Raw genomic sequence first — 21,372 nt, 5'->3', positions numbered from 1 at the left:
CACAGGAAGTGCCGCTGAGATTGATCCTGGTCGGCCAGCACACCTGCCGGGGGTGCCGCCGAGGTTCGCGGAAAGAGCGCCGGGCGGGTCCCGGTGCTGGCTGCGGTCCGCTCGTGCCGGTGGGGTTTCTGCCTGATGAGCGGGCCGAGGCGTACGGGACGCTCACCGAGGTGCGCCCACGCGCCCGGAGCTCCAACGGCAAGCCGCCGCAGGGCGCGGTCGACCGCGATGCGTACGCGGTGTGCGTGCTGGAGCAGCCGCACCGCGTCCTGAACCGGCGCGACGTGTTCGCCGCCCGTCGAACCGGTGGGCCGACCCGCGCGTGAGACTGCTGGCAAGGACCAGGACGCAGCGAGGCTCTTCCCGCTCAAGGGACCGGCACATCAACTTCATGGGCCGCTACCTGTTCACCATCCAGGACAGCCGCCCCGGCAAGGGCCTGCGCCCGCTGCGCGACCCGGCCGCCTCCGAGGAAGCCGACGACGCGGAGTGGGCCGCACACGCGGCGAGGGCCCGGCTCGGTGCCCGGGGCCCTCGCGATGGCTGGTGAGGTCAGCGGCAGTCGCGGCCGGGGCGGCAGCCGCACGCGTCCGCCTCGACGCCGGCGGACGGCACCGCCGCCGTGGGCGCGCAGCAGCCCTTGCCCTGCCAGGCGTCGCGGCCTTCCTTCACCGCGATGGCGGCGATGACGAGGGCGGCGATCGGGTCGGCCCAGGACCAGCCCAGCGTGGCGTTGAGCACCAGGCCGACCAGCAGCACGGCGGACAGGTAGGTGCACAGCAGGGTCTGCTGGGAGTCGGCGACCGCGCTGGCGGAACCGAGTTCGCGGCCGGCCTTGCGCTGGGCGGCCGACAGGAACGGCATCACGGCCAGCGACAGGGCGGCGATCGCGATGCCGGGGAGGGAGCGCTCGGCCTCACCGGTGCCGGTCAGCGCGCGGGCGGCGTCGAAGGTGACATACGCGGCGAGCGCGAAGAAGGAGACCGCGATGATCCGCAGGGTGGTCTTCTCCCAGGCCTCGCGCACGGCGTGCTCGCGGGCGGAGAACTGCCAGGCGACCGCCGCGGCGGAGGACACCTCGATGACCGAGTCGAGGCCGAAGCCGATCAGGGCCGTGGAGGAGGCGATCGTCCCGGCGGTGATGGCGACGATCGCCTCGATGACGTTGTAGGTGATGGTCGCGGCGACCAGCAGCCGTATCCGCTCGGCGAGCGCGTCGCGCCGGGCCGGGTCGGGGCCGAGGGATATGGATGTCTCCGCGGTCATGGTCAGCAGCAGCCCTTCTCATCGGCGTCCGTGCAGGTCCGGTCGGTCTCGACGGCGACCACGGCGGTGCGAAGGTCGTCCAGGGCGTTGCCGAGGCGGTCGTCGGCGAGCTCGTAGCGGGTGCGGCGTCCGTCGGGGACGGTGACGACCAGGCCGCAGTCGCGCAGGCACGCGAGGTGGTTCGACAGCCGGGTCCGGGAGATGCCGAGGGTGGCGGCGAGGTCGGCGGGGTAGGCGGGGGCGTCGCGCAGGGCGAGCAGGACGCGGCAGCGGATCGGGTCGGCCAGCGCGCGGCCGAACCGGGCCAGCACCTCGATGTCGGAGGCGATAGTCAGCACACCACGACAGTACATGAGGTCCTGAATTCACGGAAACGTGGATCGATTCTTCGTGGGTGTCAGCCTGCAGAGAACCCGATGTCTGCAGATCACCGGACGAGGGTCCCGGCGCCCCCGCAGCCCCGCGCCGGCCCCGCGCGGCCCCGCGCCGGCCGCCGGCCCGGGGGCTCCCGCTCCCCGGTAGCGGTAGGGCCGTTCAGGGGAATATGCGGTGTCGCGGCCGGGATGGGCGCACGGGGCGGGGTCCGGGCTCGCAGGCTCGAACCCCCTGCCGTCTGCGCCCGACCTCCCGGCCAAGAGAAGAGAACCACCCCATGCGTCCCAGCGGACCGCGCCTCGCCAGCCGCCTCAAGAGCCCCGCCCAGCTCGTCGCCGAATCCGGGTCCGACCTGGAGGGGCACGGCCTGAAGCGCACCATGGGCCTGTTCCAGCTCGTGTGCTTCGGCGTCGGTGCCATCGTCGGCACGGGCATCTTCGTCGGCCTGTCCGACAGTGTGGCCGAGGCCGGTCCCGCGGTCGTCGTCTCGTTCGCCCTGGCCGCGATCACCTGTGTCTTCACCGCCTTCTCCTTCGCCGAGCTGGGCAGCGCCATCCCGGTGTCGGGCAGCTCCTACTCCTTCGCGTACGCCACCCTGGGCGAACGGGTGGCCTTTCTCGTCGGCTGGTGCCTGCTGCTGGAGTACGGCGTCTCCGTCTCCGCCGTCGCGGTCGGCTGGGGCCAGTACCTCAACGAACTCCTCGACAGCCTGGTCGGCTGGCGGCTGCCCGCCGCGCTCTCCAGTCCGCCCGGGGACGGCGGCGTCGTCAACGTCCCCGCCGTCGTCGTGATCGCGCTCGCCGCCGTGCTCCTGGTCCGCGGCGTACGGGAGAGCGCCCGGGCCACCGCCGTCATGGCCGTCGTGAAGATCACGATCCTGGTGCTCTTCTGCGCGATCGCCCTCACCGCCTTCCGGTCCGGCAACCTGTCGCCGTTCGTCACGCACGGCCTGACCGGGGTCACCTCAGGCGCCTCGGTGGCGTTCTTCTCGTACATCGGCTTCGACGCGATCACCACCGCCGGCGAGGAGGTGAAGGACCCGCGCAAGAACATCCCTCTGGCGATCATGATCTGTATCGGCCTGGTCACGCTGCTGTACTGCCTGGTCGCCGTCTCGGCCATCGGGGCGATGTCGGCCGCCGACGTCGCCGACAAGCCGGCCGCGCTCTCCCTGATCGTGGACGAGGTCACCGACTCGGCGGTCGGCGGCGGGGTCATCGCCTTCGGCGCGGTCGTCGCCATCGCCTCGGTGGTGCTGGCCGTGATGTACGGCCAGACCCGGATCCTGATGTCGATGTCCCGCGACGGGCTGATCCCGCACGTCTTCGAGAAGGTGTCGGCCAGGACCGCGACACCGGTCGCCAACACCTGGATCGTCGCCGCCGTCTTCGCCGTCCCGGCCGCCGTGGTGCCGCTGGCGGTGGTGGTCAACCTGACGACCATCGGCACCCTGGCCGTCATGGCCGTGGTCAATGTCGCGGTGGTCGCCCTGCGCCGCCGCTACCCGGGCACCGAGACCAGCTTCCGGGTGCCGCTCTACCCGCTGAGCCCCGCCCTCGGAGTGCTGTTCTGCCTCTACCTGATGTGGGGCACCGGCTGGACCACATGGGCGCAGTTCGCCGTCTTCCTGGTCGCCGGGGCGCTGGTCTACGGGTTCTACGGGCGCCGCAATTCGCGCCTGGCCGGCGCACCGCGGGTCACGCCGTCCCGAGCGCCGGGAGCGTGAACCACACGGCCTTGCCCCGCGCGGTACGGCGCTGACCGCACGCCGCGCTGAGGGTGCGGATCAGCAGCAGGCCCCGCCCGTGCTCCTGCCAGGGGTCGGGCTCCTGGTCCGGCCCGGGCAGCGCCAGGTCGCCGGGCGGTGCCGGGTCGTGGTCGTGCACCTCGACCCGGCAGCCGGACGGCCGCACCCGAACGACCAGCTCGATCGGTCCGGGGCCGGGGGTGTGCTCCACGGCGTTCGCCACCAGTTCGGCGGTCAGCAGCTCGGCCGTGTCGCTGTCGGCCGGGGCGTCCGGGTCCGCCAGCGCCGTCCTTATCAGGGCACGGGCGAGGGGCACCGCGGCCGTGGTGTGCGGCAGCGGCACGCGCCAGGAGGAGGGACTGGAGGCTACGGACACGGTGCGGGTTCCGGGATCTGCTCGGGGCGGCGGGCGGCGGCGGGCGAGGGCAAGCGACGGACGGCGGACAACGGGGAGCCGGGACGGGCGGATGTCCCTCCTTCAACTTTACGAAGCGCGGTCGGCGGGCCCGTCACCCCCCATATAGCGCACTCGTGACGGAAGTCACGTACGAGTGATAGCTTCGAGTGACAGGCACGGCAGGCACACGACAGCCGCTCGCCGAGGGAGGCCGCCCCATGAGCCCGTTCACCGGTTCCGCGCCCCGCACCGACGAGTGGCGCCATCTGCGCCTCTCCGTCGAGGACGGCGTCGGCACGGTCACCCTCGCCCGCCCCGCCAAGCTCAACGCCCTCACCTTCGGCGCCTACGCCGACCTGCGCGACCTGCTCGCCCAGCTCTCCCGGGAACGCGCCGTACGGGCTCTCGTCCTCGCCGGCGAGGGCCGCGGCTTCTGCTCCGGCGGGGACGTGGACGAGATCATCGGCGCCACCCTCGCCATGGACACCGCCGAGCTGCTGGACTTCAACCGGATGACCGGCCAGGTCGTGCGCGCCCTGCGCGAGTGCCCCTTCCCGGTGGTCGCCGCCCTCCACGGTGTCGCCGCGGGCGCCGGGGCCGTGCTGGCGCTCGCCGCCGACTTCCGGGTCGCCGACCCCTCCACCCGGTTCGCGTTCCTCTTCACCCGGGTCGGCCTGTCCGGCGGGGACATGGGCGCCGCCTACCTGCTGCCCCGGGTCGTCGGCCTGGGCCACGCGACCCGGCTGCTCATGCTCGGCGAACCCGTGCGCGCCCCCGAAGCCGAACGCATCGGACTGATCAGCGAACTCACCGACGAGGGCCGGGCCGACACCCGCGCAGCCGGGCTCGCCCGCCGCCTCGCCGACGGCCCCGCCCTCGCCCACGCCCAGACCAAGGCGCTGCTCACGGCCGAGCTCGACATGCCGCTGGCCGCCGCCGTCGAACTCGACGCCGCCACCCAGGCCCTGTTGATGAACGGCGAGGACTACGCCGAGTTCCACGCCGCCTTCACCGGGAAGCGGCCCCCCGCGTGGCGGGGGCGGTGAGGTCCCGTGCGCATCGCGGTCATCGGAGGCGGCCCCGGTGGGCTCTACGCCGCCGCCCTCCTCAAACGGCTCGACCCGGCCCGTGAGGTCACCGTCTGGGAACGGGGCGCGCCCGACGCCACCTTCGGTTTCGGCGTCGTCCTGTCCGACGAGACCCTCGGCGGCATCGAGCACGCCGACCCGGAGGTGTACGCCGCGCTCCAGCGGGAGTTCGTCCGCTGGGAGGACATCGACATCGTCCACCGCGGCCGTCTGCTGACCTCCGGCGGTCACGGTTTCGCCGCGCTGGGTCGCCGGCGGCTGCTGGAGATCCTCCAGGACCGCTGCGCCGGCCTGGGCGTACGCCTCCGCTTCCGCACCGGGGCGCCGCCCGCCGCCGAGCTCGCCGCCACCCACGACCTCGTCGTCGCCGCCGACGGCGTGCACAGCCGGACCCGCGAGGCCCATGCCGGCGTCTTCCGGCCCCGGGTGACCACCCACCGCTGCCGCTACATCTGGCTGGCCGCCGACTTCGCCTTCGCGGCCTTCCGCTTCGAGACCGCGGAGACCGAACACGGCCTCATGCAGCTCCACGGCTATCCCTACGCGCCGGACGCCTCCACGGTCATCGTGGAGATGCGCGAGGAGGTCTGGCGCGCGGCGGGCTTCGACGAGCTGGACGAGCGGGAGTCCATCGCCCGCAGCGCCAAGATCTTCTCCGGTGCCCTGCGGGGCCGGCCGCTGAGCTCCAACAACTCCACCTGGACGGCCTTCCGCACGGTCGTCAACGACCGCTGGTCCCACGGCAACGTCGTACTCCTCGGTGACGCCGCCCACACGGCCCACTTCTCCATCGGCTCCGGCACCAAGCTCGCCGTCGAGGACGCCCTCGCGCTCGCCGCCTGCGTCCAGGAGCAGCCCGGCCTCGACCGGGCCCTCGCCGCCTACGAGGCCGAACGCCGCCCGGTCGTCGAGTCCACCCAGCGCGCCGCGACGGCCAGCCTGCGCTGGTTCGAGGACCTGGCCGGGTACGCGGACCAGCCGCCCCGCCGGTTCGCCTTCAACCTGCTCACCCGGAGCCGCCGGGTCACCCACGACAACCTGCGGCTGCGCGACGCCGCCTTCACCGACGCCGTCGAACGCGACTTCGGCTGCCCGCCCGCCACCCCGCCGATGTTCACCCCGTTCCGGTTGCGCGGGCTGACGCTGCGCAACCGGGTCGTGGTCTCACCGATGGACATGTACTCCGCCGTGGACGGCGTCCCGGGCGACTTCCACCTCGTCCACCTCGGCGCCCGCGCCCTCGGCGGCGCCGGACTGGTGATGACCGAGATGGTCTGCGTCAGCGCCGAAGGCCGGATCACCCCCGGCTGCGCCGGCCTGTGGAACCCCGAGCAGACCACCGCCTGGCGCCACGTCACCGACTTCGTGCACCAGCGTGCGCCCGGCACCGCCATCGGCGTCCAGCTCGGCCACTCCGGCCGCAAGGGCTCCACCAAGGTCATGTGGGAGGGCATCGACCAGCCCCTCGACACCGGCAACTGGCCCCTGGTCGCGGCCTCCCCCCTCCCGTACCACCCCGGTGTCAGCCAGGTGCCCCACGAACTGCACCGGGCGGCGCTCACCGACCTCAGGGAGCAGTTCGCCGCCGCGGCCCGGCGTGCCGCCCGCGCCGGCTTCGACCTGCTCGAACTGCACTGCGCCCACGGCTATCTGCTGTCCGGGTTCCTCTCCCCGCTGACCAACCGGCGCACGGACGCCTACGGCGGCTCCCTCACCGGACGGCTCCGCTTCCCGCTGGAGGTCTTCGACGCGGTACGGGCGGCCTGGCCGGGCGAGCGGCCCATGACCGTCCGTATCTCCGCCACCGACTGGGCGCCCGGCGGCACCACCGCCGAGGACGCCGTCGGGATCGCCCGCGCCTTCACCGAGCACGGTGCCGACGCGATCGACGTCTCCACCGGCCAAGTGGTGCCCGACGAGCGCCCCGAGTTCGGCCGCTCGTACCAGACCCCCTACGCCGACCGGATCCGGGGCGCGCTGGGTGTGCCCGTCATCGCCGTCGGCGCCATCTCGTCCTGGGACGACGTCAACTCCCTGCTGCTGGCCGGCCGCGCCGACCTGTGCGCGCTGGCCCGCCCCCACCTCTACGACCCGCACTGGACGCTGCACGCCGCCGCCGAGCAGGGCTACCAGGGCCCGGGCGCCCCCTGGCCGGCGCAGTACCGCGCGGGCAGCCGCAAGCCGCCCACCGGCCGCACCGACGGGCCCAGACCGCGCCTGACGCTCAGCGCGGGCGGTTGACGAACTCGGCCCCCGCGTCCCGCAACCGGGCGTGCAGCGCCCCGAAGACGGCGGCGGACCGGCCCCCCGGCCACCCCTCCGGCAGCAGTTCGGCCGGCAGGCCGGGGTCGGCGTACGGCAGCCGCCGCCAGGAGTCCAGGGCCGGCAGGTAGTCCTGGTAGGCCTCCTCCGCCGAGCCGCCCGACGACGACCACCGGCGCAGCACCGGTTCGTGCCGGTCGAGGAACTCCTCGTGCCGCTCGGCGATGGCGGCCAGGTCCCACCACCGGCCCACGGTCCGCGCGGTCGGCGCGAAGCCCAGGTGGTCACCGCGGAACAGGTCCACGTACGGGTCCAGCCGCAGCCGGCGCAGTGTGTGCCGGGTCTCGTCGTACAGCGCCGCCGGGGCGATCCACACCCCGGGTGCCGCCGTGCCGAAGCCCAGCCGCCCCAGCCGTGAACGCAGCAGGTGCCGCTTGTGCCGCTCGGCCTCCGGTACGGAGAAGACCGCCAGGACCCAGCCGTCGGACAGCTTCGCCGCCCCGGCCGAGTAGATCCGCCGGTCACCGTCGTCCAGCAGCTGGCGGGCGTCGGCCGACAGGGCGTATCCGGCGGCCCCCTCGGCCGTGCGGCGCGGCTCCAGCAGCCCGCGTCGCTTAAGCCGGGAGACCGAGGAGCGCACCGACGGGGCGTCCACGCCGAGCACCCCCAGCAGCCGGATCAGCTCGGCCACCGGCAGCGGGGCGTTGTCGGGCCCGCGCCCGTACGCGCCGTACAGGGAGACGATCAGGGAACGCGGGGTGTGCTGCTCGGTCACGCGTTCACTCTAGGCTCGCCCCGGTCCGCCCCGGGGCGCCGCCCAGGGTCACGGCGCGCGCAGCCGGAAGCGCTGGAGCTTGCCGGTGGCGGTGCGCGGCAGTTCGTCCAGGAACACGAACCGGCGGGGGCACTTGTAGGGGGCGAGGCGCGAGGTGACGAAGGCGCGCAGCGCCTCCTCGGTGGCGCCGTCGCGGGGGACGCCCGCGCGCAGCACCGCGTACGCCACCACGATCCGCCCGCGCACCTCGTCCGGATGGCCCACGACCGCCGCCTCCAGCACATCGGGGTGCTCCAGCAGCGCGTCCTCGACCTGGGGGCCCGCTATGTTGTACCCGGCCGAGATGATCATGTCGTCCGCGCGGGCCACATGGCGCAGGTGGCCGTCCGGTTCCCGGACGTAGGTGTCGCCGGTGATGTTCCAGCCGTCCCTGACGTACTCGCTCTGGCGGGGGTCGGACAGATAGCGGCAGCCCACCGGCCCGCGCACGGCCAGCAGCCCCTCCTGCCCGTCGGGCACCGGGTGCCCGGAGGCGTCCACCACGCGCGCCTGCCAGCCGGGGACGGGCAGCCCGGTCGTGCCGGGTCTGATCGCCTCGTCGGCGGCCGAGACGAAGATGTGCAGCAGCTCGGTCGCCCCGATGCCGTTGATCAGGCGCAGCCCGGTCCGTTCGTACCAGGCCTGCCAGGTGGCGGCGGGCAGGTTCTCACCGGCCGACACGCAGCGGCGCAGCGACCCGGTGTCGTGGGCGCCGACGTCGGCCAGCATCAGGCGGTAGGCGGTGGGCGCGGTGAACAGCACCGACACGCGGTGCTCGGCGACGGCCGGCAACAGCTGCCGGGGGCCCGCCTGTTCGAGCAGCAGGGCCGAGGCGCCCGCCCGCATCGGGAAGATCAGCAGCCCGCCGAGCCCGAAGGTGAAGCCGAGCGGCGGGCTGCCCGCGAACAGGTCGTCGGGCCGGGGCCGCAGCACGTGCGCGGAGAAGGTGTCGGCGACGGCCAGCACATCACGGTGGAAGTGCGCGCAGCCCTTGGGGCGCCCGGTGGTGCCTGAGGTGAAGGCGATCAGCGCCACGTCGTCGGCGGCCGTGTCGACCGCCTCGAAGCGGGCCCGCCGGCCCGGCGGGCGGGCGGCGAGCCGCAGCAGGTCGCCGGGCGCGTCACCGCCGTACTCCGTGACCCGCAGCCCGGGCACCCGTGCCTTGACCAGCTCGCCGACCACGCGGCTGTCGCAGAGGGCGTGACTGACGCGCGCCATCTCGCACATGACGGACAGCTCGCCGGCCCGGGCCTGCGCCAGTACGGTGACGGCGACCGCGCCCGCCTTCATCACCGCCAGCCAGCACGCCGCCAGCCAGGGCGTCGTCGGCCCGCGCAGCAGCACCCGGTTGCCCGGCACCACGCCCAGGTCGCCCAGCGTGTGCGCGATGCGGTCGACCCGGTCACGCAGTTCGCCGTACGTCCACACCGCGCCAGCGCCGTCCCGGAAGACGGGCCGGTCGGCGCCGAATCGTTCCACCGTACGGTCCAGCAGCTCCGCGCCGCAGTTGAGCCGGTCCGGATAGCGCAGCTCCGGCAGATCGAAGACCAGTCGCGGCCACTGCCCGGGCGGGGGCAGGTGATCCCGGGCGAAGGTGTCGAGATGGGCGGAACGAGCCAGCTCCATGAATCGCCCCCTTGTCGTGGTGGGGTCGCTCCACGAGCGTATCGTGAAGGTGACGACAGTCAACGGTGCGCGATAGACCCTTGAGGGGGCTCGAATGCCCGTATTCACGCTCGATCCGGCACAGAGCGCGTGGTGTGCCGACCTGCGCGACCTGGCGGCACGGCACTTGCGGCCCCTCGCCGAGAAGGGCGAACCGGGCCGGGTCAACCGTCCGCTGGTGGCCGCCCTGGGGGAACTCGGGCTCATCGCCCGGCTGTTCGGCGCCGGCGCCCTCGACCTCTGCCTGATGCGCGAATCCCTGGCCTACGCCTGTACGGAGGCCGAGACGGCCCTGGCCCTCCAGGGCCTGGGCGCCCATCCGGTCGCCGCCTGCGGCACACCGGCGCAACGGGCCCGCTGGCTGCCGGAGGTGACGGCCGGCCGGGCCGTCGCCGCCTTCGCGCTCAGCGAGCCGGGCGCCGGTTCGGACGCCGCCGCGCTGTCCCTGCGCGCCGAACCGGACGGCGACGGCTGGCGGCTGACCGGTGAGAAGCGCTGGATCTCCAACGCCCCCGAAGCCGACCTCGTCACCGTCTTCGCCCGTACGACCCCGGGCGCCGGGGCCCGGGGGGTCACCGCCTTCCTGGTGCCCGCCGACCGCCCGGGGCTGAGCGGGGAGCCGATCGACATGCTCTCCCCGCACCCCATCGGCGGCCTCCGGTTCGACGGGGTGCCGGTCTCGCGTGCGGACGTGCTCGGCGGGCCCGACCGGGGGTTCAAGGTCGCCATGACCACCCTCAACCTCTTCCGCCCCAGCGTCGGGGCCTTCGCCGTGGGCATGGCCCAGGCGGCACTGGACGCCACCCTCACCCACACCGCCGGCCGCAGCGCGTTCGGTGGGCCCCTGAAGGACCTCCAGGCGGTGTCCCACCAGGTGGCCGAGATGGCCACCCGTACCGAGGCGGCCCGGCTGCTGGTGTACGCGGCGGCGGCGGCGTACGACGCCGGCGCGCCCGATGTGCCCAAGCGCGCGGCCATGGCGAAACTGCTCGCCACCGAGTCCGCGCAGTACGTCGTCGACGCCGCCGTCCAGCTCCACGGCGCCCGCGCGCTGCAACGCGGCCATCTGCTGGAGCACCTCTACCGAGAGGTCCGCGCCCCGCGCATCTACGAGGGCGCCACCGAGGTCCAGCGCACGATCATCGCCAAGGAGCTGTACGCCTCATGAGCCTGGAGCGCGTCAACCCCGCCCACCTGGCGCCACCCACCGGCTTCTCGCACGCCGTCACGGCGACCGGCTCCCGGCTGGTCTTCCTGGCCGGCCAGACCGCGCTCGACGGGAGCGGGAAGGTGGTGGGCCTGACCCTGACCGAGCAGTTCGCGACGGCCCTGTCCAACCTGCTCGCGGCGCTGGCGGCGGCCGGCGGACGCCCGGACGACCTGGCCCGCGTCACCGTCTACGCCACCGACGTCGCCGACTACCGGGCCCACGCCGCCGAACTGGGCCGACTCTGGCGGCGGCTGGCCGGCCGCGACTACCCGGCGATGGCGGTGATCGGGGTGGTCCGGCTCTGGGACGAGCAGGCGATGGTCGAGCTGGACGGGGTCGCCGTACTCGACTGAGGGGGGCGCCGCCCCGAGCCCCGGGCCGTCCGTGGCGCCGGCGCGCCCGGTGTGTCCCCGGTGCCGGCGCGGCTCCGGTGCCGGTTCTCCCCGATGCCGGCGCGCTGAGCTGCGGGCTTGGAAGCACATGGTGCACAGGGGTTGTCAGTGCAATTTCACATTACTATGTTACGCCTCACATTTCAGTGGCGTCTCCCGCCAACAGCACCGCGCGCCACGGGCGTTGACGCCCCACCCCAACCTCCCCACAGGAGCCGCAGGTGTTACCGCTGTCCCGGTTCAGACCCACGCGCGCCGCCACCCTCCTCGCCGCGGCCGCCACCCTCGCCAAGGCACTGCTCGGCCCGGGCGCCGCCCAGGCGCACCCGGCGGGCCCGCCCGCCACGCCCGTCGTCCCGGCGGCCGCCGGGCACGGCCCGCACGACGAGGTGCTGCGGCTGGCCAGGGCACCCCGTCCCGCCCCGGCGCCGGCCCCCGCCCCGGGCGGGCGCACCACCGCCCGTGTCCCCGGCCCGCAGACCGCCCCGTCCCCCGTCCGCCCGGTGTCGCCGTCCGCGGTGCCGTGCACCCTGGACGGGGTCACCCCCCTCGCGCCCGAGCCGTTCGCGGACTTCCTGGCCGACCCGGCGGTCACCGCCGACGGCTGCCTGCGCGGCCTGATCTGGAGCTGGGAGCCCCGGCTGGCCGCCGTCATGTCCGACGCCCACGTCCAGGCCGTGTCCCGGCGCGTCTCCGCCCTCGCCGCCGCCCACGACGCCGCGAACGGCAGCCGTCTGCTGGAGATGTTCACCTACCTGCACGCCGTGGCCTACCACGACTTCTCGCGGGACGAGATCGACGTCACCGACCCGCCCACCACGGAAACCATGCGGCGTGCCATCCACGCCTTCGGCACCGCGCCGCGCACCTTCCGCGCCACCCGGTCCAACGCCGACACCCTCCGCGAGGCCCTCTACGCGGGCAGCGCCCCCGGGCTGCGCCACTCCCAGCTCGGCCTGATCCCGAAGGTGCTGGCCACCATGGACCGGCACCGCACCAGCACCTACCGGGACCGCGCCTGGGGCGGTGCCGTCCTCGCCGCGCTCTCCGTCAACTACCTCGGCGTGTACCCCGGCAACCAGGACACCGCGTTCCACGCGCTGGCCGCCCGGAACACCGCGTACCGCGAAGCCTTCAGGAAGTTCGCCGGCCACACCCACCTGAAGGGCACGCCGAACGAGTGGACGGTGCGCGACGCCCTCGCCGAGTACGGCCGCTTCGGCCAGATCACCGCCCTGCGGCCCACCCTGGTGCCGGACCTGGGGGCCCTGCTGGGTCCGGTGGTGCGGGACTTCGGCTACGGCAGCGCGCCCTGGGCCAAGCTCGCCTCCTGGCTCAATGTCCACGGGGCGTGCGCGCCGTACGCCGTCTGCAAGGCCGACGTCGAACGGCGGATCTTCCCCGCCGCGTACCGCTACGACAAGGGGGCCATCGGCGTCCGCACCGGCCTGGACCGCGCCACCGTCGACCAGCTCTACTACGCGAGCAAGCAGGTCAAGGCGCAGTTCCACCGCGTCCTGGGCACCGAGGAGCCGCTGGCGGGGGACACCAACACCGTCCTCACGGTCGTGCTGTACGCCTCGCGCGCCGACTACGAGAACTACCACCCGCTGCTGACCGGTATGGCCACCGACAACGGCGGGATCTACATCGAACGCGGCGCGACCTTCTACACCTACCAGCGACGCGTCCCGCAGGACTCCTCGCTCACCCTGGAGGAACTGTTCCGGCACGAGTACACGCACTACCTCAACGGGCGGTTCGCGGTGCCCGGTTACTTCGGCGAGGGTCCCTGGTACGAGGCCGACCGCACGACCGCGATGGACGAGGGGACCGCGGAGTTCTTCGACGGCGCCACCCGCGACGACGGGATCGCCGTGCGCAGGTCCCTGGTGCGCGGCGTCATCGCCGACACGGCCGGCGGCCGTCCGCGGATGAACGTGGACCGGATCCTGCACGCCACCTATGACGGTGACGGCTTCCGCTTCTACGCCTACGCCGGGACGCTCTTCGAGTACCTGTGGACCGAACGGCCCGCGCTGCTGCGGGAGATGTACCGGCACCTGCGCGCCGACGACCCGGCGGCCTTCGACGCCTGGCGCGGCCGGCTGAGCCGGGACGGCGACCTCCAGCGGGCGTACGACGCTTTCCTGGACACGCAGATCGCCAAGGTGGACGAGTTGTTCGTGCCCGACACCACCTACACACCCACCGACCGGCTGCGGGACGCCACGGCCGAGGCGGTCCAGGCGTCCTTCGCCGCGGCGACCTCGGCCGACCCCCGGTGCGCGGACACCGGCGACACCGGGGTGCGCCGGTTCGTCTGCTCCGGCCGGATCACCGCCCGGCTCACCGACGCCACCAGCGCCGACGCGGTCTTCAAGGACATGTCCGCGACGGTGGACCACTTCCTGCTCGACCGGGCCGGTACGGCGTCCACCAACCTCGCCGACATGAACTGCTCCTTCGGCGAGGTGGAGGTCTGGGCGGACGGGCGGGGCGGTACCTCCTCCTACACCTGTGAGGGACCACTGCGCACCACTCCGGCCCAACTGCGTTGACCCGAACGGCGATTCAGGGGCCCGGCATCTGTACAGGCGCAGTAACATGTGAAATGTTACTGCCGTGCCCACGAGACACGGGAGTCATGTGCCGGGCGCCCTGGACGCCGTGATCGTCGGCGCGGGCGTCGTCGGAGCGGCGTGTGCCTACTACGCCGGTCGCGCCGGCCTCGCCGTCGCCGTCGTCGACCGTGGCCCGGTCGCGGGCGGCACCACCGGCGCCGGGGAGGGCAACCTGCTCGTCTCCGACAAGGCGGCGGGCCCCGAGCTCGACCTCGCGCTGCTGTCCACCCGCCTGTGGCGCGAACTCGCCCGGACCCTCCCCCCGGAGACCGAGTACGAACCCAAGGGCGGTCTCGTCGTCGCGGCCGACGGGGCCGCCCTCACCGCGCTGCGGGCCTTCGCCGAAAGCCAGCGCGGGGCGGGCGTGGAGGCCCACGACATCCCCGCCGACGGTCTGCGCGACCTGGAACCGCACCTCGCGCCCGGCCTCGCCGGCGGCGTCCACTACCCGCAGGACGCCCAGATCCAGCCCGCCATGGCGGCGGCCCAGCTCCTGCGCGCCGCACGGGCCGAGGTACGGCTGGGCGAGGAGGTCACCGCCGTGCTCACCGACGCGCGCGGCGCCGTGCGCGGTGTCCGCACCACCCGGGGCGACCTGCGGGCGCCCGCCGTCGTCAACGCCACCGGCACCTGGGGCGGCGGGTTCGCCGCACTGGCCGGCACCCATCTGCCGGTGCTGCCCCGGCGCGGCTTCGTCCTCGTCACCGAACCGCTGCCGCCCCGCCTGGTCCGCCACAAGGTGTACGCGGCGGACTACGTCACCGACGTGGCCAGCGACTCCGCCGCCCTGCGGTCCTCCGCCGTCGTGGAGGGCACCCCCGCCGGGCCGGTCCTGATCGGCGCCACCCGCGAGCGGGCCGGCTTCGACCGCTCGCTGTCCCCCCGGGCGCTGCGCCGGCTCGCCGCCCAGGCCACCGCGCTGTTCCCGGTGCTCACCGGCGTCCGGGCGATCCGCGCCTACTCGGGCTTCCGGCCCTACCTGCCCGACCACCTCCCGGCCGTCGGACCCGACCCGCGCGTCCCGGGCCTGCACCACGCCTGCGGCCACGAGGGCGCGGGCATCGGCCTGGCCCCGGCAACCGGCCTGCTCGTCGCCGCCGGCCTGTGCGGTGAGCAACCGGCCCTCGACCTCGCGCCGCTGCGCCCCGACCGCTTCACACACCCAGGAGGCGACCCCCGGTGACACCCGAGCCGTACACCCTCACCTTCGACGGCCGCGCGCTCACCGCGCTGCCCGGCCAGACCATCGCCGCCGCCCTGTGGGCGGCGGGCGTCCTGGCCTGGCGCACCACCCGGCACGGTGGCGCGCCGCGCGGCGCGTTCTGCGGGATGGGCGTCTGCCACGACTGCCTGGTCACCGTCAACGGCCGCCCCAACCAGCGCGCGTGCCTGCGGCCCGCCCGCCCCGGCGACACCGTCACCGTCCAGCGGGGCACCGGGCATGAGCGCTGACCCCGCCGCCGATCGGGCCGCCGTCCCCGCCGTCGACCTCGCCGTCGTCGGCGCCGGACCCGCCGGGCTCGCCGCCGCGGCCACCGCCGCCGCACTGGGCCTGCGCGTCACCCTGCTGGACGCGGGGGAGCGGGTGGGCGGCCAGATCTACCGGCACCCGGCGCCCGGGCTCGGCACCGCCCACCCCCGGGTACGGCGCCTGACGCGCCGGACGGGCTCCGTGACCCACCTGCCCGCCCACCACGTCTGGACCGTCGTGCGTACCGGCGAGGCCCGCGACTGGCTGCTGCACGCCGTCGCGGGCCCCGAGGAGACGCCCGCCACCGTCCGGGCCGCCGCCGTACTGCTGACCACCGGCGCGTACGAACGCCAGCTCCCCTTCCCCGGCTGGACGCTGCCCGGGGTCGTCGGGGCGGGCGGCGCCCAGGCCATGCTCAAGTCCGGGCTCGTCCTGCCCGGCCGGCGCGTCGTCGTCGCCGGCAGCGGCCCCCTGCTGCTCGCCGTCGCCTCCTCGCTCGCCGCCGCGGGTGCCCGGGTGCCCGCCCTGGTCGAGGCCGCCGACTACACGGCCTACGCCCGGCACGCCCCCGCCCTGCTCCGCAACCCCGGCAAGCTCGCCGAGGCCGCCCGCCACGGCGGCGCCCTCCTGCGCCACCACACCCGGCTGCTCACCCGGCACGCCGTCACCGCCGCCCACGGCACCACCCGCCTGGAAGCGGTCACCGTCAGCCGGCTCGACCGGGACTGGCGTCCCGCCCCCGGCAGCGGGCGCCGCATCCCCTGCGACGCCCTCGCCGTCGGCCACGGCCTCGTCCCCCAGCTGGAACTCGCCACCGCCCTGGGCTGCGCCACCCGCCGCACCCCCGACGGGACACCCGCCCTGGAACTGGACGGTCGGCAGCGCACCTCCGTGCCCGGTATCTGGGCGGCGGGCGAGACCGCCGGGATCGGCGGCGCCGAACTCGCGCTGGTGCAGGGGGAGATCGCCGCCGCCGACATCGCGTACGCGCTGCACGGCACCCGCCGCGACCTCCGCCGCACCGTCACCCTGGTCCGCCGCCGGGCCCGGCTGCGGGCGTTCGCCGACACCATGGCCGCCGCCCACCGGCCCGGGCCCGGCTGGACCGACTGGATCGGCGGCACCACCGAGGTGTGCCGCTGCGAGGAGGTCACCGCCGACCGGATCCGCGCCGCGGTGACCACGCTCGGAGCCCGTGACGCGCGGACCGTCAAACTCCTCACCCGCGCCGGAATGGGCTGGTGCCAGGGCCGTATGTGCGGCCAGGCCGTGGCCCGCCTCGCCGGAGAGGAACCGGCGCCCGACCGCCGCCCGCTGTCCTGCCCCGTCCCGCTGAGTCATCTGGCACAACTCCCAGGAGCCGAATGATGAACGCCCGCCCCCGTCTCCGTCCCTGGCACGGTGTCATGGTCGCCACCGCCCTGCCGCTGCGCCCCGACCTCTCCGTCGACTACGACGCGTACGCCGAGCACGTGGCCTGGCTCATCGCGCAGGGCTGCGACGGCGTGGTCCCCAACGGCTCGCTCGGCGAGTACCAGACCCTCGACCCGGAAGAGCGGGCCCGGGTCGTGCGCGTCGCCGTGGAAGCGGCGGGCGACGGGGCCCGGGTGATGCCGGGCGTCGCCGCCTACGGCAGCGCCGAGGCCCGCCGCTGGGCCGACCAGGCCGCCGAGGCGGGCGCCGGGTCCGTCCTGCTTCTGCCGCCCAACGCCTACCGCGCCGACGAGCGCGCGGTGCGCGCGCACTACGCCGAGGTGGCACGGGCCGGCTTGCCCGTCGTCGCCTACAACAACCCGTACGACACCCGGGTGGACCTGACCCCCGGACTGCTCGCCGCGCTGCACGGCGACGGCAGTGTGGTCGCCGTCAAGGAGTTCAGCGGCGACGTCCGCCGGCCCTACGAGATCGCCGAACTGGCCCCCGGCCTGGACCTGCTGATCGGCGCGGACGACGTGCTGCTGGAACTGTCCCTGGCCGGAGCCGTCGGCTGGATCGCCGGCTACCCCAACGCGCTGCCCGCCGCCACCTGCGCCCTCTACCACGCCGTCGCGGCCCGCGACCTCGACGCGGCCCTGCCCCTCTACCGGACCCTGCACCCGCTGCTGCGCTGGGACTCCAAACCCGAGTTCGTCCAGGCCATCAAGGCATCCATGGACCTGGCCGGCCGCTACGGCGGGCCCACCCGCCCACCGCGGGCCCCGCTCACCGACGAGCAGGCAGCCGCGGTCCGCGCGGCCACCGAGAAGGCACTCGCGGAAGGGCTCGCCTAGCCATGCGTACCCGGCATGTCTACCACGCCGTCGACTCGCACACCGAGGGCATGCCGACCCGCGTCATCACCGGCGGCGTCGGTACTGTCCCCGGCGACACCATGGCCGAGCGCCGCCGCCACTTCGCCGCCCGGCTCGACCACGTCCGCACCCTGCTGATGTACGAACCACGCGGCCACGCCGCCATGAGCGGCGCCGTACTCCAGCCGCCCACCCGCCCCGACGCCGACTACGGCGTGCTGTTCATCGAGGTGTCCGGACTGCTGCCGATGTGCGGCCACGGCACCATCGGTGTCGCCACCGTCCTGGTGGAGACCGGCATGGTGCCCGTCACCGAACCGGTGACCACCGTCCGCCTGGACACCCCCGCCGGCCTGGTGCGCGCCGACGTCCACGTCCAGGACGGCGCCGCCACATCCGTCACCCTCACCAATGTCCCCGCCTTCTGCGCCGCCCTCGGCCGCGAGGCGGAAGTGCCCGGTCACGGCACGATCACCTACGACCTGGCGTACGGCGGCAACTTCTACGCCGTCGTCCAGCTCGACGCCCTCGGCCTGCCCTTCGACCGGGCCCGCAAGGACGACCTGCTGACGGCCGGGCTCGCCGTCATGGACGCCATCAACACCACCGCCCGGCCCGTCCACCCCGAGAACCCGGAGATCGGCGGCGTCAAGCACGTCTACCTCGCCGCCCCCGGCTCGGACGCGCACCGCTCCCGGCACGCCATGGCCATCCACCCCGGCTGGTTCGACCGCTCGCCGTGCGGCACCGGCACCTCGGCGCGGATGGCCCAGCTCCACGCCCGCGGCGAACTGCCGGTCGGCCGCGACTTCGTCAACGAGTCCTTCATCGGTACGGAGTTCACCGGCCGGATCGTCGGCGAGACCACGGTGGGCGGCCTGCCCGCCGTCGTGCCCACCGTCACCGGCCGGGCCTGGATCACCGGCACCGCCCAGTACTTCCTGGACCCCTCCGACCCGTTCCCGGCCGGCTTCCTGCTGTGACCCCGGACAGCCCGGCGGGCGCCGTGAGATCGTACGTCGACCCGCCACCCGGCCACGGTCACGAGGCCGCACGGCCGGGCCGGGCGGGCACGCGTGGTCACGCGGTCACGCGAGTCCCGCAGTCACACCGGCAAGCAGTCACGCAGTCACGAGGAGTGCCATGGGCGGCCACCTGAAGCAGCACGGCCTGATCACCACCCAGGAGCGGTTGCGCGACCAGGTCGCCCACGCCCTGCGGGCCGCCCTGATCGCCGGCGAACTCCTGCCGGGCCAGGTCTACTCGGCGCCCGCCCTCGCGGCGGACTTCGGCATCTCCGCCACCCCGGTGCGCGAGGCGATGCTCGACCTGGCCCGCGAGGGCCTGGTCGAGCCCGTGCGCAACAAGGGCTTCCGGGTCACCGAGGTCAGCGAACGAGACCTCGACCAGTACACCCAGCTACGGGCGCTCATCGAAGTTCCCACCGTCGGCGCGATCACCGCCACGGCCACCCGCGCCCAGCTGGAGGCGCTCCGCCCGGTCGCCGACGAGATCGTCACCAGCGCCCGCGAGCACGACCTGATCGGCTACCTCGACGCCGACCGCCGCTTCCACCTCTCCCTGCTGGCCCTCTCCGGCAATGACCGCCTGGTGGAGACCGTCGGCGACCTGCGCAAGCGCTCCCGCCTGTACGGCCTGACGGCCCTGGACGAGCGCGGCCTGCTGGTCGCCTCCGCCCAGGAGCACCACGAACTGCTCGACCTGATGCTCGACGGCGACCCCCGAGCGGCCGAAGCCTGCATGGCCCGCCACCTGGGCCATGTGCGCTCCCTGTGGGCCCACGGGGACGCCGTACCGCCCGGACCGCGCGCGCGGCCGCCCGCGCGGGCGACCGCCCAGCCGGCCCGGGGCCGGTGACGCGCCGGTCCAGCGGCACCGGAAGGCCCTGACGAGGATCGCGTGACGGGCGGGGCGGTACCTGGCCGGGGGAGAGCCGGCCGCGCCACGTCGCCCGCCGGGGCCGGGCACGCCGCGCCCCTCGCACCGGCGCCCGGCAGCCGGTGGACGGGTGGGCCGTAGCGGGGCGCCGGTCAGCCGGACGGATCCACGTGCCCCGCGCGGGACCGGGTCAGCAGGGCGAGCAGCGGGTCGGTGAGCCGGCTGTCGGGGGCTTCCAGGAACCAGCGGCGGCGCTCGGCCGCGCACCCGCGGCCCGGCCCGAGACACCAGTCCCACCAGCGCTCGAAGACACCAGGGGTGGCCGCCTCGGCCGGCACGACGGCCGGCCACTGGCACGCCTCGGCCTGCGCGGTGACCTTGGCTCCGCCCTGCACCGGGTCCAGAGCGAGGACCGGGGTGCCGGCGCGCAGTGCCAGGACGAGCCCGTGCAGCCGGTTGGTGATCACTACGTCCAGCCGGGCGAGGACGGCACCGAGCTGCTCGGGCGTGTCGAAGTGGCGCGGATCGCCCCTGGCCAGCCGGGTCTCCAGGGGTACCTGGGCGACGTCCTTCCCGGACAGCCAGCGCTGGAGGGCGTCGGTGATCACACCGTGCCGACGGCGGAGGCCGTACTCCTTCTGGCTCTGGGTGAGGATCACCCCGGTCACGGGCGGTCCCGGCCTGCCGGCGGCGGAAGCGGCGAGGTCGACCACCGGCCGCCGGTCACCACCGCTGCGGGCCAGCACATGGTGGAAACCGGTCACCGCCGGAGCGCGGGGGTCGATGACGCTCGTGCCCACGGCGATCCGCACGCAGTGCGAGAACCGGCTGTGCAACTGCTCGATGTGCGGGCCGTGCAGTGGCCCGCAGACGAACACCAGGGTCCCGTACCGGTGCGGGGAGAGGTCCTCCAGGTGCAGCTCCCCGGGCCGGTATCCACGGCTCCACGCGGTGTCGTAGGGCAGCCCCGCGCCGTCCAGCAGGTCCTGGACGCGCCGCAGCGCCAGCTCGTCCCCGGCGGTGACCTCGCCGTGGAAGAAGCTGAACCACCCAGTGAGCAGAATCCGACTCATGACGGCCCTCCTGGCCGGGCAGCGGCGAGCGGGCCGCGCGGCGGCGCCGTGCGCCGGCGGCGCCGGCCGGGGTGGCCGCCGGGCCAGGCGAGCGGCTTCCGGTCCCCGCCCAGTAAGACGAGCGTGGGCTTCCCGGCCCCGGCTGTCCACCGGAGCGGCCTCCGGCGCGGGTTGTCCTCGCGGCCCCAGATGGTCGGCGCTGTCGGGTGCGTTCGCGAGGTACGTGCCTGTGGCCCCGCCGACGAGAACCAGCCCGCACCCGGCACCACCCGGTGCGGGGGTGGCGGGCACGCGCTGGCGCGGGGACCGTCCGGGGTGCGGGGCGTCCGCGTGCGGGGGCGCCTGGGCGCACCCCCGCACGGTACGGTCAGTCCCTCGGGTCGCCGGGGAGGTCGCCCGACATCGCCGCCGCCATCCTCAGGTGCGGCGCCGCCTGGTCGGCCCGGCCCTGCCGCTGGAGCGTGCGGCCCAGCATCAGGCGCGCGTAGTGCTCCACCGGGTCACGCTCCAGGACGGCGCGGAGCTGGGTCTCGGCCCTGCCGAGCTGCGCCGAGTGGTAGTAGGCCCGGGCCAGCAACAGCCGGGGGGCGACCTGCTCCGGCACCTCCTCGACGAGACCGGACAGGATGCGCGCAGCGACGGCGTACTCCTTGGCGTCGAAGAACAGCCGCGCCCGGTCCCAGCGCTCGGCGGCTGTACCGGCCCCGTAGTAGGTGTCGTTCATGGTTCCCTGCCTCGCTCTCGGGAGTCGTCACGCCCTCGCTACGGGCACACCCGGCTCAACAGCGACAGTTGGTT

Annotated in this window: 21 protein-coding genes; 14 read left to right on the top strand and 7 right to left on the bottom strand. The window is 74.6% G+C overall.

Translation table 11 applies throughout. The features are described 5' to 3' along the window. Positions 1–119 precede the first annotated feature (119 nt). Both AB0H53_RS10745 and AB0H53_RS10740 read left to right on the top strand, forming a co-directional pair. On the top strand, positions 120–326 hold the full coding sequence (locus AB0H53_RS10745) for a hypothetical protein (protein ID WP_362109740.1): 207 nt from the start codon (positions 120–122) through the stop codon (positions 324–326). 65 nt (positions 327–391) lie between these two features. Then, positions 392–550 carry a hypothetical protein gene (locus AB0H53_RS10740; RefSeq protein WP_362109738.1) on the top strand — a complete coding sequence of 53 codons (159 nt, stop codon included), beginning with the start codon at positions 392–394 and terminating at the stop codon, positions 548–550. A 2-nt stretch (positions 551–552) separates the two neighbouring features. Here the strand turns inward: AB0H53_RS10740 and AB0H53_RS10735 are convergent, their stop codons facing one another. Continuing rightward, positions 553–1,266: a cation transporter gene (locus AB0H53_RS10735; RefSeq protein ID WP_362109736.1), complete on the bottom strand. Its 714-nt coding sequence runs from the start codon at positions 1,264–1,266 to the stop codon at positions 553–555. A 2-nt stretch (positions 1,267–1,268) separates the two neighbouring features. Then, complete coding sequence (locus AB0H53_RS10730) at positions 1,269–1,604, bottom strand: metalloregulator ArsR/SmtB family transcription factor (protein WP_362109734.1); 336 nt, start codon at positions 1,602–1,604, stop codon at positions 1,269–1,271. 314 nt (positions 1,605–1,918) lie between these two features. On the opposite strand from AB0H53_RS10730, the gene AB0H53_RS10725 reads away from it, so the two are divergent. Beyond that, positions 1,919–3,367, top strand: a complete 1,449-nt coding sequence (locus AB0H53_RS10725) for an amino acid permease (RefSeq protein WP_362109732.1) — start codon at positions 1,919–1,921, stop codon at positions 3,365–3,367. Here AB0H53_RS10725 and AB0H53_RS10720 read toward each other — a convergent pair. Then, positions 3,339–3,764, bottom strand: a complete 426-nt coding sequence (locus tag AB0H53_RS10720) for an ATP-binding protein (RefSeq protein WP_362109730.1) — start codon at positions 3,762–3,764, stop codon at positions 3,339–3,341. The genes AB0H53_RS10725 and AB0H53_RS10720 overlap by 29 nt on opposite strands. Before the next feature lie 239 nt (positions 3,765–4,003). On the opposite strand from AB0H53_RS10720, the gene AB0H53_RS10715 reads away from it, so the two are divergent. Continuing rightward, on the top strand, positions 4,004–4,831 hold the full coding sequence (locus tag AB0H53_RS10715) for an enoyl-CoA hydratase family protein (RefSeq protein ID WP_362109728.1): 828 nt from the start codon (positions 4,004–4,006) through the stop codon (positions 4,829–4,831). 6 nt (positions 4,832–4,837) lie between these two features. Continuing rightward, positions 4,838–7,114, top strand: coding sequence for a bifunctional salicylyl-CoA 5-hydroxylase/oxidoreductase (locus AB0H53_RS10710; RefSeq protein WP_362109726.1), 2,277 nt, complete (start codon positions 4,838–4,840; stop codon positions 7,112–7,114). On the opposite strand, the gene AB0H53_RS10705 is transcribed toward AB0H53_RS10710, so the two are convergent. Both AB0H53_RS10705 and AB0H53_RS10700 read right to left on the bottom strand, forming a co-directional pair. Next, positions 7,098–7,910 (bottom strand): PaaX family transcriptional regulator C-terminal domain-containing protein, encoded by an 813-nt coding sequence (locus AB0H53_RS10705; RefSeq protein WP_362109724.1) that lies wholly within the window; start codon positions 7,908–7,910, stop codon positions 7,098–7,100. The genes AB0H53_RS10710 and AB0H53_RS10705 overlap by 17 nt on opposite strands. Before the next feature lie 48 nt (positions 7,911–7,958). Continuing rightward, the gene (locus tag AB0H53_RS10700; protein WP_362109722.1) at positions 7,959–9,575 is read right to left on the bottom strand and encodes an AMP-binding protein; all 1,617 of its coding nucleotides are present in this window, start codon (positions 9,573–9,575) and stop codon (positions 7,959–7,961) included. A 94-nt stretch (positions 9,576–9,669) separates the two neighbouring features. On the opposite strand from AB0H53_RS10700, the gene AB0H53_RS10695 reads away from it, so the two are divergent. The 9 genes from AB0H53_RS10695 to AB0H53_RS10655 all read left to right on the top strand — a co-directional run bounded on the left by AB0H53_RS10695 (position 9,670) and on the right by AB0H53_RS10655 (position 19,480). Next, entirely contained in the window at positions 9,670–10,782 is a 1,113-nt protein-coding gene (locus AB0H53_RS10695) for an acyl-CoA dehydrogenase family protein (RefSeq protein ID WP_362109720.1), read from the top strand. Next, a complete protein-coding gene (locus tag AB0H53_RS10690; protein ID WP_362109718.1) occupies positions 10,779–11,177 on the top strand; it encodes a RidA family protein in 399 nt (132 codons plus the stop codon). Before AB0H53_RS10695 ends, AB0H53_RS10690 begins: the two co-directional genes overlap by 4 nt. A 260-nt stretch (positions 11,178–11,437) precedes the next feature. After that, on the top strand, positions 11,438–13,777 hold the full coding sequence (locus AB0H53_RS10685) for a collagenase (protein WP_362109716.1): 2,340 nt from the start codon (positions 11,438–11,440) through the stop codon (positions 13,775–13,777). A gap of 64 nt (positions 13,778–13,841) precedes the next feature. Beyond that, positions 13,842–15,023: an FAD-binding oxidoreductase gene (locus AB0H53_RS10680; RefSeq protein WP_362109714.1), complete on the top strand. Its 1,182-nt coding sequence runs from the start codon at positions 13,842–13,844 to the stop codon at positions 15,021–15,023. Further along, a complete protein-coding gene (locus AB0H53_RS10675) occupies positions 15,020–15,292 on the top strand; it encodes a (2Fe-2S)-binding protein (RefSeq protein WP_362109712.1) in 273 nt (90 codons plus the stop codon). The genes AB0H53_RS10680 and AB0H53_RS10675 overlap by 4 nt, the downstream gene beginning before the upstream one ends. Further along, positions 15,282–16,679: an NAD(P)/FAD-dependent oxidoreductase gene (locus AB0H53_RS10670; protein WP_362109710.1), complete on the top strand. Its 1,398-nt coding sequence runs from the start codon at positions 15,282–15,284 to the stop codon at positions 16,677–16,679. The genes AB0H53_RS10675 and AB0H53_RS10670 overlap by 11 nt, the downstream gene beginning before the upstream one ends. Then, a complete protein-coding gene (locus AB0H53_RS10665) occupies positions 16,679–17,581 on the top strand; it encodes a dihydrodipicolinate synthase family protein (RefSeq protein ID WP_362109708.1) in 903 nt (300 codons plus the stop codon). Before AB0H53_RS10670 ends, AB0H53_RS10665 begins: the two co-directional genes overlap by 1 nt. Before the next feature lie 2 nt (positions 17,582–17,583). Then, complete coding sequence (locus AB0H53_RS10660) at positions 17,584–18,585, top strand: proline racemase family protein (RefSeq protein ID WP_362109706.1); 1,002 nt, start codon at positions 17,584–17,586, stop codon at positions 18,583–18,585. A gap of 160 nt (positions 18,586–18,745) precedes the next feature. Continuing rightward, positions 18,746–19,480 carry a GntR family transcriptional regulator gene (locus AB0H53_RS10655; protein ID WP_362109704.1) on the top strand — a complete coding sequence of 245 codons (735 nt, stop codon included), beginning with the start codon at positions 18,746–18,748 and terminating at the stop codon, positions 19,478–19,480. A gap of 173 nt (positions 19,481–19,653) precedes the next feature. Here AB0H53_RS10655 and AB0H53_RS10650 read toward each other — a convergent pair whose 3' ends face one another. Beyond that, positions 19,654–20,574: a polysaccharide pyruvyl transferase family protein gene (locus tag AB0H53_RS10650; protein ID WP_362109702.1), complete on the bottom strand. Its 921-nt coding sequence runs from the start codon at positions 20,572–20,574 to the stop codon at positions 19,654–19,656. 367 nt (positions 20,575–20,941) lie between these two features. Further along, positions 20,942–21,298, bottom strand: coding sequence for a tetratricopeptide repeat protein (locus AB0H53_RS10645; RefSeq protein WP_362109700.1), 357 nt, complete (start codon positions 21,296–21,298; stop codon positions 20,942–20,944). Positions 21,299–21,372 lie beyond the last annotated feature (74 nt).

Origin of the sequence: Streptomyces sp. NPDC050856, from assembly GCF_040653855.1 — a bacterium.
Taxonomy (GTDB): domain Bacteria; phylum Actinomycetota; class Actinomycetes; order Streptomycetales; family Streptomycetaceae; genus Streptomyces.
Note: the sequence above shows the minus strand (reverse complement) of the source record. Positions and strands in the feature narration are given on the sequence as shown.